Genomic DNA, 13392 nt, shown 5'->3' on the forward strand with positions numbered 1-13392 from the left:
GCGCGCCGCTCAGCCCGGCTTGCCGTCGAGCTTCGGCGGGCGCAGGCTGGCCAGCAGCGTTTCGGCGTCGCGCGCCGCGCGCTGTTCGAGCGCCGCGCCGTAGCCGCGCACGAAACCGATCTGGTATGGCGGCGCGTCCAGCTGCTCGAGGTGATGCAGCGCGACGATCGTGTCGTTCGCTTCACCGAGCACGCTCTGCACGCGCGCGAGCGTCTTGACCGTCTCGTTGCGCGTGCGGCGCGACGCCAGCGACGCGAAGAATTCGAGTGCGTAACGCAGCCGCTTCGCGTCGATCCGCACCTGGTGGCGCGCAGCCGTATCGAGCGACGTGAGCGACGGCGATGCGTAGAGATGGCCGAACAGCCGGCGCACGCGCTTCGTCGCGTGCCGCCGCAGCGACGGTGCGTCGTCGCCTTCGGCCGCCGGCAGCGCAAGCTTGCCCAGCCATTCGAGCCAGCCGAGCGTCAGCCGCGCATAGCGGGCAGAATGCAGCGCCTGCCGCAGCTCGACGCGTGCAGCCATCGACTGCGCGCGGGCCGCGTCGAGCGTGCCGTCCCAGTCGCCGTCGCCGCCGTCGGCCGCGATCAGCGCAGGCAGGCTTTCGGTCGAAAAGACGTCCCAGTCGCGTACCGTGCCGAGCAGACCGGCGAGCCAGCGCAGGTCGACACCGAGCGTTTCCCGCCATTCGCGGTCGGCAAAGCGCGGGAAAAAACGCATCAGCGTGCGCAGGCGGCGCAGCGCGACGCGCATCTGGTGAACGAATTCGGGATCGTCGCGCTCGAGCACGCCGCACTCGTTGCCGAGCCACTGCGCGGTGATGTCGCCCGACAGCGCGAACAGCGCGGCACGTTGCGTGCGGATGCCGGTCAGGTCGACGAGCTGCGCCTTGACCAGCCCGGCGGCCACCGGCGCGCCCGCGCAAGCGCGGTCGATCACGCTCGTCAGTTGCACGAACGCGGGCCACGCGCCGCTCAGTTCGCGCGCCGCGGCAAACAGCGCATGCAGCGCGGCCGTGCGCGCGGGCACGGTTTCCCAGTCAGGTGCCGCCAGCCGCAACTCGACGTAGCGGCGCGGCGGCTCGCCGCCGCCGGACAGCGTGATGTCGTCGAGCGTCAACTCGACCACGACGCCGCTGTCGTCGGCCCACCGCCCGCGCCGCCGTTCGCTGACGAGGCGCAGCGCCGACGTGTCGAGCCGCGCACGCGCATCCGGTGGCGCGGCGTCGCCAGGCGCGACGCCATCGACTTCGTCCGTCGGCGCATCGGCATCGGCTGCGATCGTCGTAACGGGTACGGGTAACGGCATCGCGACGACGATGCCGGCATGCTCCGCATCGAACAGTTCGCGCTCGGTGACGCCGGGCGCGAACGCCTTCGTGCGCGACGCGACGACGCGCCTGCCGTGCGCGTTCGATTCGACCCAGGTCCACCAGCTTGCGCCGGGGCTCGCCTCGGCCTCCTCGATCTGGCACGGCTCGATCGTCACGCGTTCATGGCCGCGCCGCATCCGCACCTGCGGGCAGATCCGCCACGCCCGCACCAGCTCGGCGCCGAAGTCGCGCTGCGTGCCGCGGGTGCGACTCGCAGCCTTGACCGGCCAACCTTCCAGCGACAGCGACAACACGATTTCCAACGCACGCGACATGAAGGCTCCTGCACAAGAAGAATCGCCGGCGTATCGACCACGCCGGCGTCGTCCGTGAAGCAGCTTCCATAGTACACGTCGCACAAACGTGCTGGCGGCGATCTGGCCCTGTCGCCCTGTCTCAGGTCAAACGGCGTATTGCGCGAGGCCATTGCCGAACGACCAGTTCTCCTTCAGCACCTCGACGAGACTGATGAATACGTCCTGCTGCCGCACGCCGGGCTGCTCCGCGAGGTTGTCGGCGATCGCCCGGTACAGCGCCCGCTTCTGCTCGAGCGTGCGCGTGTTGTTCGCGGTGATCTGGATGATCACGAGATCGTCGCTGCGCTCGATGTCGAGGTAATGCCGGCCATACACGAAGTTCTCGGCGGCATGCTCGGTGACGACCATGAAGATGTCGTCCTCGGGCACGTTGAACGTGCGCACCAGCGCGCGCTGCACGCCGTCGACGAGTGCCGCGCGGTAGGCGGCCGGCTTGCCTTCGCGGACGGCGATACGAGTGAATGGCATGGTCCTGCTCCTGTCGGTGAAGTTGACGTGGAAGAACGGAAACACAGCATCAGGTTAGGCGCGCATAACTATAATGAACAGTCATTGATGAATATTTCATTCATTTACATTGAAAATGAAAGTACTCGATCTCGATGCCGTGCGCGCGTTCGTCCTGGTTGCCGATCTCGCCAGCTTCACGCGCGCCGCCGATGCGCTCGGCACCACGCAATCGGCCGTCAGCCTGAAGCTGAAGCGGCTGGAGGCCCATCTCGGCACGCCGCTGCTCGCGCGCACGCCGCGTGTCGTCAAGCTGGCGGCCGACGGCGAGAATTTCCTGCCGGCCGCCCGCGCGTTGCTCGATGCGCACGAGCACGCGCTCGGCGCGATCTCGGCCGGCACGGTCCGGCTGTCGCTCGGCGTCAGCGAGCACGTCGCGGTGCCCGACCTGCCGGCCGTGCTCACGAGCCTGCATCGGCAGGATCCAGGGCTGTCGCTGGAAATGCATCTCGGGACGTCGACGAACCTGCTCGCGCAATACGACGAACGCCGGCTCGACGCGGTGATCGTGCGGCACGAGCCGGGCGAGGATTCGCCGCGCGAAGACGGCACGCTGCTGTTCACCGAGCCGCTGGCCTGGCTCGCCGCGCCCGACTGGGTGCCGCGCGCAGGCGAGCCGCTGCCGCTCGCGGTGCTGGCCGGCCCGTGCGGCGTGCGGGCGGCCGCGCTGCGCGCGCTCGATCGTGCAGCGCGGCCGTGGCGCGAGCGCTTCATCGGCGGCGGCGTCGCGGCGGTCACGGCCGCCGCCGCCGCAGGGCTCGCCGTCTGCCCGCTCGCGCGGCGCGTCGCCCCGCGCACGCTGGTCGACGTCGGCGCGAAGTTCGGGCTGCCGCCGCTGCCGCAATCGCAGGTCGTGCTGTATTCGCGGGTACGCGACGCCCGGGCGGCGGCCGCGCTGCGCCGGTTTGCCGACAGCCTTGCAATCTCGGCGTAAACTAGCGGGTCGCCGCCTGTAATCTCCAGAAGAATTCCGATGAAGCCCGAAGCCCGCCAGCACCTCCGCGCCAACCTGCTGATGCTCGCCGCCGCCGCGATCTGGGGCTCGGCTTTCGTCGCGCAACGCCTGAGCCTCGACGTGATCGGGCCGTTCCTGTTCACCGGGCTGCGCTTCCTGCTCGGCGCGCTCGTGCTGGTGCCGCTGCTGACGCTCAACGCCGCGTCGCGCGCGCAGCTCGCGGCGATCCGCCGCGACCCGGCGCTGCTGCTGCCGGGCCTCGCGCTCGGCGGGTTGCTCGCGGTGTCGATCTCGCTGCAGCAGGTCGGCCTGCAGTTCACGCGGGTGGCCAACGCGGGCTTCATCAGCTCGCTGTACGTCGTGATCGTGCCGCTGATGGGCGTGTTCGCGCGCCACCGGATCGGCGCGGGCACGTGGTTCGGCGCGCTGCTTGCGGCGATCGGCCTGTATTTCCTCAGCATCGACGAGCATTTCTCGGTGCTTTACGGCGACTGGTTCCAGCTCGCAGGCGCCGTCATCATCGCCGCGCACGTGATGGCCGTCGGCCATCTCGCGAAGCGCCACGATCCGCTCGTGCTCGCGTTCCTGCAGTTCCTCGTGTGCGGCGTCGCGTGCCTCGCGGTCGGCCTCGCCGTCGAGCCGGTCAGCGTCGCGATGCTGCGCGGCGCACTGCCGACGCTGCTGTACGGCGGGCTGCTGTCGGTGGGCGTCGGCTATACGCTGCAGGTCGTCGCGCAGCGCGACGCGGCGCCCGCGCACGCGGCCGTGATCTTCAGCATGGAAGGCGTGTTCGCGGCGGTCGCCGGCTGGGCCGCACTCGGCGAAACGCTGACGCTGCGCGCGCTCGTCGGCTGCGCGCTGATGCTGGCCGGCCTGCTCGCGTGCCAGTTGCTGCCGAACGGCGACGCCCGGAAAAAGGACGAGGACGCACTGCCGGCGTGACGCGCACGGTCCCTATAATGGCGGTTCGCGTGACTTCCACGCCAACCGTTTCCGACAGGCCAGCTCCGTGACGTCCACTACCGTCGATCCCGCCGCCGACCTGCTGCGCGAGCGCGCAGCGCATTACGCCGCCCAGGCCGCGCTGTTCCTGCGCGACCAGGCGCTCTCCACCGCGTCGCACGACCTGCGCAGCCCGCTGAACGCGATGCACAGCTGGGCATACGTGCTCGAGCGCCAGCTCGCCAATGCCGATCCGAACCTGCAGCGCGCACTCGCGGGCATCCGCACGGGCATCGAACAGCAGGTTGCGCTGATCGACGACGTGCTCGACGCGCCGCGCGCGGAAACCCGCACGCTCGCACTCAAGCCACAGCCGTTCGCGCTGCGCCCGCTGCTCGACGACACGATCGCGCTCGTGCGCGCGACGCTCGCCGACGCACGGCAGGTCGTGCTCGACGCGACGCTGCCGGACGGCGACCCGTCGCTGACCGTCGACCGCGAGCGCATCGCGCAGGCGCTGTGGACGATGCTGACGACCGCCGTCGAAGCCAGCGCCGCCGGCACTCGCGTGACGTTCGAATGCACACGCGACGGCGCACAGTTCACCGCACGCGCCACCTGCACCGTGAAGGCCGACGCGCTCGCCGATCCCGCGCAGCCGCACGCGTTCGAAGCATTCGCCCGGCGCGAGATGCTGCGCGAGCGCGACGCGAAGCGGGTCGCATGGACGCTCGCGCTGTGCCAGCGCGTCGCACTCGCGCACGGCGGCACGTTCTCGCATACCGTGTTCGCCGACGGTGCGGCGACCACCCTCACGTTCTCCATCCCCTGCGAGGCGCCGGTGTAAGTATTCGGCCGCCCCCATCCATTACAAATTCCTTTCTGGCTCTATACTGACGGGCCTGTCATAACCGGAGCGATTCTTTGTTACAGATCTTCGCGCTCATCGGCGCGTTGTTCCTGGTGGCCCTCAACGGGTTCTTCGTCGCGGCCGAATTCGGCCTCGTCAAACTGCGCGCCACGCGCGTCAAGACACTGGCCCGCAAGCACGGCCTGCGCGGCCGCATCCTCGGCATCGTGCACGGCCGCCTCGACGCGTATCTTTCCGCGTGCCAGCTCGGCATCACGCTCGCGTCGCTCGGCCTCGGCTGGGTCGGCGAACCGGCCTTCGCGCAACTGCTCGGCCCGCTGCTCGACCTGATCGGCGTGGAGTCCGAACGCGTCGTGCACCTGATCTCGCTCGCGTTCGCGTTCTCGCTGATCTCGTTCCTGCACATCGTCGTCGGCGAACTGGCGCCGAAATCGATGGCGATCCGCCAGCCCGAGAAGGTCGGCCTGTGGGTCGCGCTGCCGCTGTATGCGTTCTACTGGGCGATGTATCCGGCGATCTGGGTGCTCAACAACAGCGCCAACGCGGTGCTGCGGCTCGCGGGGCTGTCGGCCGACCACGGCGGCGACGCGCACTACTCGACCGACGAACTGAAGCTGATCCTGCGCAGCCGCCGCAGCACGGCCGGCAATACCGCCCAGCCGGCGCGCGGCGCGTACACCAACGACGAATGGAACACGCTCGCGCATTCGCTCGACTTCTCGTCGATGACCGTGTCGGACCTGATGCGGCCGGCCCATGAAATGATCGGCCTGCGGCGCGACCTGCCGCTGCCCGACAACATGGAGATCGTCGCGCGGCACCGCTTCAGCCGCTATCCGCTGTTCGAGGACGCGTCGCGCGAACAGGTGAGCGGGCTGATCCACCTGAAGGACCTGCTGCTCGCGCGTCATGCCGGCGCGGCGCTCGAAGACCTGTCCGACTACGTGCGCCCCGTGCAATACGTGCGGCCCGACACGCCGGCGCTCGACCTGTTCCGCCGCTTCCGCAAGGGCGCGCCGCACTTCGCGCTGGTCGGCAACAAGGGCGAGAAGCCGATCGGCTTCCTGACGCTCGACAACCTGCTCGGCGCGCTGGTCGGCCAGATCCACGACGAGTTCCGCCAGGGCGATGCCGACTGGAGCCGCCTCGACGACGGCACGCTGATGGGCAAGGGCAGCCTGCCCGTCGTGTCGCTCGAGCAGGCGCTCGGCATCGACATCGACGAAGGCCGCGCGGAGTCGGTCGGCGGCCTCGTGATCCAGGCGCTCAGCGACCTGCCGACCGAAGGGCAACGCGTGTCGTTCGACCGCTTCGACGTCGTCGTGAAGAAGATGAACGGGCCGCGCATCGTGCTCGTGCGCGTCTATCCGAAAGTCGCGAAAGAGGCCGACGAATGACGGCCCCGCGGCGCCGCACGCGATGAACCCGGTCGCCGCGCCGCTGCCGCGCTGCTGCGTGATCACGCCGGAACCGGCGTCCGCGTCGGCGGCCGATCGCGCGGCGTTCCTCGACCGGCTGTCGGCCGTGCTCGCACGCGGTGAAACGCTCGTGCAACTGCGCGTGAAATCGCTCGACGCGACCGCGTTCGCGTCGCTCGCCGCCGCGGCGCTCGCGCGTTGCAATGCGGCCGGCGCGCACCTGATGCTGAACGGCCCGATCGATGCAGCCGGCGTGACGCGGCTCGACGGTGCCGGCTGGCATCTCGACGGCACCGCGTTGCGCGCCGCCGCGCAGCGGCCGTTGCCGGCCGGACGATGGGTGTCCGCCGCCTGCCACACGCACGACGACCTGCTGCTGGCCGCGCGCGCCGGCGCGGATTTCGTCACGCTGTCGCCGGTGTTGCCGACGCTCAGCCACCCCGGTGCGCCGACGCTCGGCTGGGCGCAGTTCGCTGCGCTGGCCGCGCAGGCTGCAATGCCCGTCTTCGCGCTCGGCGGGATGACGCGTGCGCATCTCGACGATGCGCGCCGCCACGGCGCGTACGGCATCGCGGGCATTCGCGGGTTCTGGTAAGTCCGGGATTTCCTGCCGTGCAGCCGGGCGCACATGCGCCCGGCCTTCCAGCCATCACGCCGTCATCGGCTCAGGCGTTCAGGTTCGCACGCATGCCGCGCCACGAACCGTCATCGATGCGCCGCACGTCGTGCGTCAGCGCATAGCGGTTGACGTCGCCCGTCAGCCACGCGACGAGCGAATACGGCGGCAATTCCCCTTCATCGACGCGGTCGCGCGCACGCGCCGGCGTCTCGAACACGACGCGCCCTTTCGGCGCGTCGAACCGCAGCGCATCGGGCGACAGGTTCAGCGCGATCGTCAGCGTCTCGTCGTCGGCGAGCCGCCATGACGCGAGCAGCGCGTCGGCATCGCCGTCGCCGTCCGCCTTCAGCGCATGCGCGTCCTGCGGCCGGCAATCGGACAGCCGCGGCGCGATCAGCTTCGCGCGCACCGCGAGCGCCGACTGCACGAAGTGCGCACGATCGGCGTCGCGTGCGGTTTCGTCGAAGATCAGCGGGATCTGCGGCGTGAGCAGCGACAGCGCGAGCGCGGCCAGGCCGGCCTCCTGCGCGTGGTCGCTCTGGCCGCAGTCGCGCCATGCGCCGTCGGACAGCACGAGCGACGTCAGCGCCAGCCCGCCGTCGGCCGTCATGCCCTCCGCCGATGCGGCCGGCTGGAATGCCGCACCGGCCGCGGTCAATGCACGCGCGAGCGTGTGGATCGACTGGTGCGTGGAAATGCCTTCGTGGGCCGACGTATCGCGCCCCGTCAGCCGGTGCAGCGCACGTTCGCCGCACCCGTTCCACTGCGCGTCGAAATGCGTATCGGCGAGATGCGCGGGATGCCGCTCGCTGCCGAGCACGAGATGAATGAGCCGGTCGGCCGGCACGGCCGCGCGCACGCGGTCCGCGATCTCGCGCAGCCACGACACGCCGATCCGGTCGGCTTCACGCAGGCGCAGCCCGTCGCAACGGTATTCGTCGATCCAGTACAGCGCGTTGTCGCAGAAGAAATCGCAGACTTCCGGATGATCGAGCGCCAGCGGCGCAGCCTGCAGCGGGTCGTCGCGCGTATGGAAGAACGGCGCCGCGTAATGACGCAGCGCGTCGGTGCCGCTGCCGAAGCGCGCGTAGTCGAGCTCCAGCAGCACCGCGAAGCCGTAGCCGTGCGCTTCGTCGATCAGCGCCTTCAGCGCGTCGGGGCCGCCTTCGGCCGCGAGCGGCGCGAACGGCAGGCTGTCGTGCGGCGACGCGAGCAGTTCCAGCGCGGTCACGCCGAGCCGCGCGAGCTGCGGCAGGCGGCGGCGCACGCCGTCGAAGCCGCCCACCGCGTGCGGCCGGATCGCGTAGAGCGCCATGTCTTCCCACGCACGCCCGTGCCAGAACGTGTTGCGCCACGTGAACGCACGCGGATCGACGACTTCGCTCGGGCCGTTGAGCCCGTCGGGTTGCGAGCGCGACGCGGGATCGGGAATCGACACGGCATCGTCGAGGCGATAGCGGTAACGGGTGCCCGCGCCGCAGTCGGCGAAGACTTCGAACCAGTTCGGGCCGGCGGCCGTCATCGGAACGAGCGTCGGGTCGGAGCCGGAATCGAGTTCGAGCTGAACCTGCGTACTGCCCGGCGCCCACACGCGGAAATGCGTGCGCGGCGACGTGCCGAGCGCGCCACAGGGCTGCGCGCCAAACGGCAAACAATGGATGTAGTGCTGCGCGTACGGATCGTGCGGACAATCGGACATCATGCGCTCCTCGTGCGTACCGAGCGGCATGGCCGCGCCCGTGGCGCGACGCATCGGGGCCCGGCATGCGAAGGCCAGGCGGGGGGAGAGAACCGAGTATGCGCCGGATTCGCCACCGCGATGCAGGCTGGTCAGACATTTTTAAATGCGAACCGACCCCTGGGAAAACGGGCATGCCGGCACGTGCCGGCGAGTCGGGTAGTCGGCATACCGGAATGTCTGCTCGCCTTGTTGCGCGGGCCGTGCGCCCCTACGCTCTGCGTCAGGCTCGCGGACATGTCGTCCGCCACAAACCCAAGGAAACCGCCATGTCGCTTCCCGCCAGCGCCGCGAAATTCGATCCGTCACGCGCGCAAGAATACGCCGAGCAATCGCGCATCGCGCTCGCCGGCTACGATGCGTGTCACGAACTCGCCGCGTGCGTGCTCGCATCGGCGATCGGCGCGACCGATGCGCAAATCCTCGTCGCGGGCGCAGGCGGCACGGGGCAGGAAATCTGCGTGGCGGCCGCGCTCGAACCGGGCTGGCAATTCACGGCGGTGGACCCGTCCGCGCCGATGCTCGCGCTCGCGCGCTCGAACGTCGAGGCCGCAGGCTTCGGGTCGCGCACGACGTTCGTCGAGGACGGCGTCGACGCGCTGCCCGATGATGCCGCGTTCGACGGCGCAACGCTGATCGGCGTACTCCATCACGTGCCGGGCGACGACGCGAAGGCCGCGCTGCTGCATGCGATCGCGCGGCGCCTGAAGCCCGGCGCGCCGCTCGTGCTCGCCGGCAACCATCGCCGCTATGCGGACCACCCTCGCCTGCTCGACGCGTGGCAGCAGCGCTGGCGCATGAAGGGCGCCACGCCCGACGCCGTACGCGCGCAACTCGCGAAGATCCTGCAGGGCGCCGATCCGCCCGCGTCCGAAGATGCCGTGTTCGACCTGCTGCGCGACGCGGGCTTCGATGCGCCGCTGCGCTTTTTCGCGAGCCTGTTCTGGGGGGCGTGGGTCGCGGTGAGGCGCGCATAGCGGTTCGGCGCGGCGCGGGACGGGATTCGCGCGCATGCCACGCGCGCTGGGTATGATGTCGTTCCCGCCCCTTTCCGGCCACGACATGCTCACCGTCCATCACCTGAACAACTCGCGCTCGCAGCGCGTGCTCTGGCTGCTCGAAGAACTGGAGGTGCCGTACGAGATCGTCCGCTACGAACGCGATCCGAAAACGATGCTCGCGCCGCCCGAACTGCGCGCGATCCATCCGCTCGGCAAGTCGCCGGTCGTCACCGACGAAGGCCGCACGTTCGCCGAATCGGGCGCGATCATCGAGTACCTGGTCGAACGCTACGGCAACGGGCGCCTCGCGCCGCCGCCCGGCACGCCCGGGCGGCACGACTACACGTACTGGCTGCACTACGCGGAAGGGTCGGCGATGCCGCCGCTGCTGCTCAAGCTCGTCGCGCTGCGGATCGCGCATGCGCCGATGCCGTTCTTCGCGCGGCCGATCGCGCGCAAGATCGCCGACACGCTGCAGTCGGGCTTCGTCGATCCGCAGATCGCACTTCATCTCGGCCATATCGACGGCGCGCTGAGCCGCACCGGCTGGTTCGTCGGCGACGGCTTCAGCGCAGCCGACATCCAGATGAGCTTTCCGCTCGAAGCCGCGACCGCGCGCGGGGGCGGCAGCCGCTATCCGGCGATCGCGCGCTTTCTCGACGCGATCCATGCGCGTCCCGCATACCAGCGGGCGCTGGAACGCGGCGGCCCGTACGGCCTGCTCACGTGACCGGCGTCAGCTCAGCAGGCCGGCCGCGACGTTGATCGACAGCCCGAGCACGGCCATGTTGAAGTAGAACGACAGGATCGACTGCGCGAGCACCGAGCGCCGCGCGGAGCGGTTCGCGAGCGACACGTCGGCCGTCTGCGACGCGACCGCGATCGTGAACGCGAAATACAGGAAATCCCAGTAATCGGGCTCGGGGTTGCGATCGGGGAAGCGCAGCGCGCGGTCGCTGGACGGCGAGCCGTAATAGAGCCGCGCATAGTTCAGCGTGAAGATCGTCGGGATCAGGAACCACGCACCGAACAGCGTCGCGGCCGTGATCGCGTAGTGGCTGAGCCCCGCGCTGAAGCCCACGCTCTTGACGGTCGCGAGTTCGATCGCGATCGCAGCGACGCTCGCGACGGTCGCGAAGCACACGACGGTCAGCACGGTCGTCGCGTTTTCGTCTTCGCGGATCGCGACTTCGCGCACCTTGTGATGATGCGCGGTAACCATGCGCACCCACATCAGCACGAGATACAGCCAGACCGTGCAATCCCAGCCGATCAGCACCCGTACGGCCGGACGCAGCGGAAACGGCAGCAGCACCGCGCACAGCACGCCTGCGACGAAGGCCGCGACCATGCGCGGCCGGTTGCGTAATACCTGCGGATAAAACGTCATCGTGTGATTCCGAAAGCGGATAGAAAGGGTTCGAATGGCGCGCGGGGCGGCCCGCCGCGCCGCGCCGGAGGATACCGCGCCCCGATTATCGCCATTCCATCGTGACGTGGCGATGGGCGCGAGCGCCTAAGATAAGGGGATGACTGCCACCGCCCCCCTCTGCCGCCACCCCGCGAACACCGCTGGCCGCGACTTCGTCGTCGGCGACCTGCACGGGTGCGTGGACGTGCTGCGCGCGCTGCTGCACGACATCCGCTTCGATCCGGCCCGCGACCGCCTGTTCTCGGTCGGCGATCTGGTCGACCGCGGCCCTGCCTCCGAAACCGCGCTCGACCTGCTCGACCGTCCGTGGTGCCACGTCGTGCGCGGCAACCACGAGGAAGTGCTGAGCCTCGTGTCTAGCGGCAAGCTGTCGCCCGACGCGTGGCGCGGGATCGGCGGCGACTGGGGCGCCGACCTGCCGCCGGAAAGGCTGCACGCCCACGCGGCGCGCGTCGACGCGCTGCCGCTGGTGCGCGTGATCGGCGACGGCCCCGGCCGCTTCAACGTGCTGCATGCGGAATTCTTCGGCTCGGACGCCGATCTCGACACGGGCAGCTATGCGCACGACGTGCGCGAGCGGCTGATCTGGGGCCGCGATCTCGTCCAGGGGCTCGCCGATCCGGCGCGGCAGGCCGGGCTGTCGCTGACCTGCACCGGGCATACGCCGGTGCGCGCGCCGCAGCGGATCGGTGCGCAATGGTTCATCGACACGGGCGCGTTCGCGCCGGCCGGGAGGCTCACGCTCGCCGAGCCGCGTACCGGCAACACGTGGTCGATGACGCAGGCCGAGGCGCGCGAACGCCACGCGGGCGACTGGCCGCTGCCGTAACGCTGCCGCACCCCTGCACCCTCGCGCCGGCCACGGCTCGCGAACCGGTGCGTGCTAGCCGACCTGGTTCAGCTCGAACACCGCATCGACACCGGAGCCGTTCCAGTTGTATTCGAGATAGGCCGCGTGATGGCAATCGCGCAGCAGCGCGGTGCGGAACGCCGCCAGACACTCGCCGCGCGGGTCGCGCACTGACGGATAGACGATCCCCGCGCCGCCCGCGTTGCGCACCGCCCGGCCGAGCGCCTGCCCGGCGCCGTAGTCGAGCGGATGCAGCAACGCGGGATCGCGCTGCGGCCAGGTGCGCACGTCGACCACGCTGCCCTGCGCGAACACGGTGTAGAGCCGCATCTGCTGGCGCATCGGCGGCTCCTTCGTCGCGGCCAGGAACAGCGCGCTGTGATAGCGCGTTTCGGCGATCGCCGTATCGCGCGACCGGGTGCAGTAGAACACGCCGTAGCTGCCGTCGGAAAAGCGGCTGCCCTGCGGATTCAGGTGCGTAAACGCAGCCATGATCGGCCCCCAGCCCAGCCCGTAGCGGCGTTCGGCAGGCGGCACGAGGTCGAGCGCGCCGATTTCGTTGCGGATGCGGTCGTTGGTCAGCGATTCGAGCGCATACAGCGCGTCGAAATCGTCCGCCGAGGCGACGCGGTCGAACAGGTTGATCGCCGGAAAACGGGTGGGAATCACACGATAGGCAGGTGCCCAGTCGACCGTGGTCGTGGGCCATTGTTGTGTTTCGATCGGCATCGTCACGCCCAGCCACCCCGCATCGCGTCGAGATATTGCCGGACGGCGACCAGATCGCCGACGTTGCCGGCAAGCATCCGGTCGAGTGCGCGCCGGCCGCCGAACGGCGCCGCGTCGTTGGGCCGCTTGACCCACGCGTCGGCCGCGGCCGGCTGCGGCAGCAGGATCTGCAGCGCCTTGTAGATGCCGAGCAGCAGCGACAGCCGCTCGAGCGTATCGCGCGGCAGCCGCGCCGATTCCGGCGTGGCCTTCCACTTGAAGAACGTCGAACGGCCGGGCGACCCGAGCAGCACGATCTGCTCGTCGATCGTCAGTTCCCAGTCGCGCGCGATGTTGAAAAACGCACGCAGGCCGGCCGCCGACATCTGGGCGACCGAGGCCTGCGGCGGGGCGGAATGCGAATCGTAGGCGGGCTGTGACATGATCGTTAGTCTCGAAACGAATTTACTAACAAGATTAGTCCATTTTCGCATTTTTACAAGGGTCGACACCCGTCGATCGGCCATTGCTTCCGACGGAACGATATTTTTTGTCCATTCTGGACTTTTATTTTATTTTCTGCGTTAATGACCATGCGGACACCGCGCGAAGACGCGGCTCGTATCCGTGAAACCGTGTCGCACAGAACCCGGAAGCACCCGCCA

At 69.5% G+C, this 13392-nt stretch carries 14 protein-coding genes; 8 read left to right on the plus strand and 6 right to left on the minus strand.

The annotated features are described in order from the left end of the window. Positions 1-9: 9 nt before the first annotated feature. Positions 10-1644 carry a CHAD domain-containing protein gene (locus AC5LXX_RS26510; protein ID WP_493411617.1) on the minus strand — a complete coding sequence of 545 codons (1635 nt, stop codon included), beginning with the start codon at positions 1642-1644 and terminating at the stop codon, positions 10-12. A 126-nt stretch (positions 1645-1770) separates the two neighbouring features. Beyond that, a complete protein-coding gene (locus tag AC5LXX_RS26515) occupies positions 1771-2154 on the minus strand; it encodes a tautomerase family protein (RefSeq protein WP_493411618.1) in 384 nt (127 codons plus the stop codon). Between the two features lie 115 nt (positions 2155-2269). Here AC5LXX_RS26515 and AC5LXX_RS26520 point away from each other — a divergent pair, with 115 nt between their 5' ends. The 5 genes from AC5LXX_RS26520 (at position 2270) to AC5LXX_RS26540 (ending at position 6974) form a co-directional block, all read left to right on the plus strand. Then, positions 2270-3127 (plus strand): LysR family transcriptional regulator, encoded by an 858-nt coding sequence (locus tag AC5LXX_RS26520; protein WP_493411619.1) that lies wholly within the window; start codon positions 2270-2272, stop codon positions 3125-3127. 39 nt (positions 3128-3166) lie between these two features. Beyond that, complete coding sequence (locus AC5LXX_RS26525) at positions 3167-4090, plus strand: DMT family transporter (RefSeq protein WP_493411620.1); 924 nt, start codon at positions 3167-3169, stop codon at positions 4088-4090. A 67-nt stretch (positions 4091-4157) separates the two neighbouring features. Further along, positions 4158-4937, plus strand: a complete 780-nt coding sequence (locus tag AC5LXX_RS26530) for a sensor histidine kinase (protein ID WP_493411621.1) — start codon at positions 4158-4160, stop codon at positions 4935-4937. 77 nt (positions 4938-5014) lie between these two features. Further along, a complete protein-coding gene (locus tag AC5LXX_RS26535; protein WP_493411622.1) occupies positions 5015-6358 on the plus strand; it encodes a hemolysin family protein in 1344 nt (447 codons plus the stop codon). A gap of 22 nt (positions 6359-6380) precedes the next feature. Continuing rightward, positions 6381-6974: a thiamine phosphate synthase gene (locus tag AC5LXX_RS26540; RefSeq protein WP_493411623.1), complete on the plus strand. Its 594-nt coding sequence runs from the start codon at positions 6381-6383 to the stop codon at positions 6972-6974. Positions 6975-7044: 70 nt separating this feature from the next. On the opposite strand, the gene AC5LXX_RS26545 is transcribed toward AC5LXX_RS26540, so the two are convergent. After that, positions 7045-8697 (minus strand): DUF3459 domain-containing protein, encoded by a 1653-nt coding sequence (locus tag AC5LXX_RS26545; protein ID WP_493411624.1) that lies wholly within the window; start codon positions 8695-8697, stop codon positions 7045-7047. 308 nt (positions 8698-9005) lie between these two features. On the opposite strand from AC5LXX_RS26545, the gene AC5LXX_RS26550 reads away from it, so the two are divergent. Further along, on the plus strand, positions 9006-9713 hold the full coding sequence (locus AC5LXX_RS26550; protein WP_493411625.1) for a class I SAM-dependent methyltransferase: 708 nt from the start codon (positions 9006-9008) through the stop codon (positions 9711-9713). 85 nt (positions 9714-9798) lie between these two features. Next, on the plus strand, positions 9799-10467 hold the full coding sequence (locus AC5LXX_RS26555; RefSeq protein ID WP_493413419.1) for a glutathione S-transferase: 669 nt from the start codon (positions 9799-9801) through the stop codon (positions 10465-10467). 6 nt (positions 10468-10473) lie between these two features. On the opposite strand, the gene AC5LXX_RS26560 is transcribed toward AC5LXX_RS26555, so the two are convergent. Continuing rightward, positions 10474-11127 (minus strand): DUF1345 domain-containing protein, encoded by a 654-nt coding sequence (locus AC5LXX_RS26560; RefSeq protein WP_493411626.1) that lies wholly within the window; start codon positions 11125-11127, stop codon positions 10474-10476. 139 nt (positions 11128-11266) lie between these two features. Between AC5LXX_RS26560 and AC5LXX_RS26565 the strand changes: the two genes are divergently transcribed. After that, entirely contained in the window at positions 11267-11998 is a 732-nt protein-coding gene (locus AC5LXX_RS26565; RefSeq protein WP_493411627.1) for a metallophosphoesterase, read from the plus strand. A 54-nt stretch (positions 11999-12052) separates the two neighbouring features. Here AC5LXX_RS26565 and AC5LXX_RS26570 read toward each other — a convergent pair whose 3' ends face one another. Together AC5LXX_RS26570 and AC5LXX_RS26575 are read right to left on the minus strand one after the other, a co-directional pair. After that, positions 12053-12748, minus strand: a complete 696-nt coding sequence (locus AC5LXX_RS26570) for an RES family NAD+ phosphorylase (protein WP_493405563.1) — start codon at positions 12746-12748, stop codon at positions 12053-12055. A gap of 2 nt (positions 12749-12750) precedes the next feature. Then, the gene (locus AC5LXX_RS26575) at positions 12751-13170 is read right to left on the minus strand and encodes an MbcA/ParS/Xre antitoxin family protein (protein ID WP_124446438.1); all 420 of its coding nucleotides are present in this window, start codon (positions 13168-13170) and stop codon (positions 12751-12753) included. Positions 13171-13392 lie beyond the last annotated feature (222 nt).

This window comes from Burkholderia torrens (genome assembly GCF_984668525.1).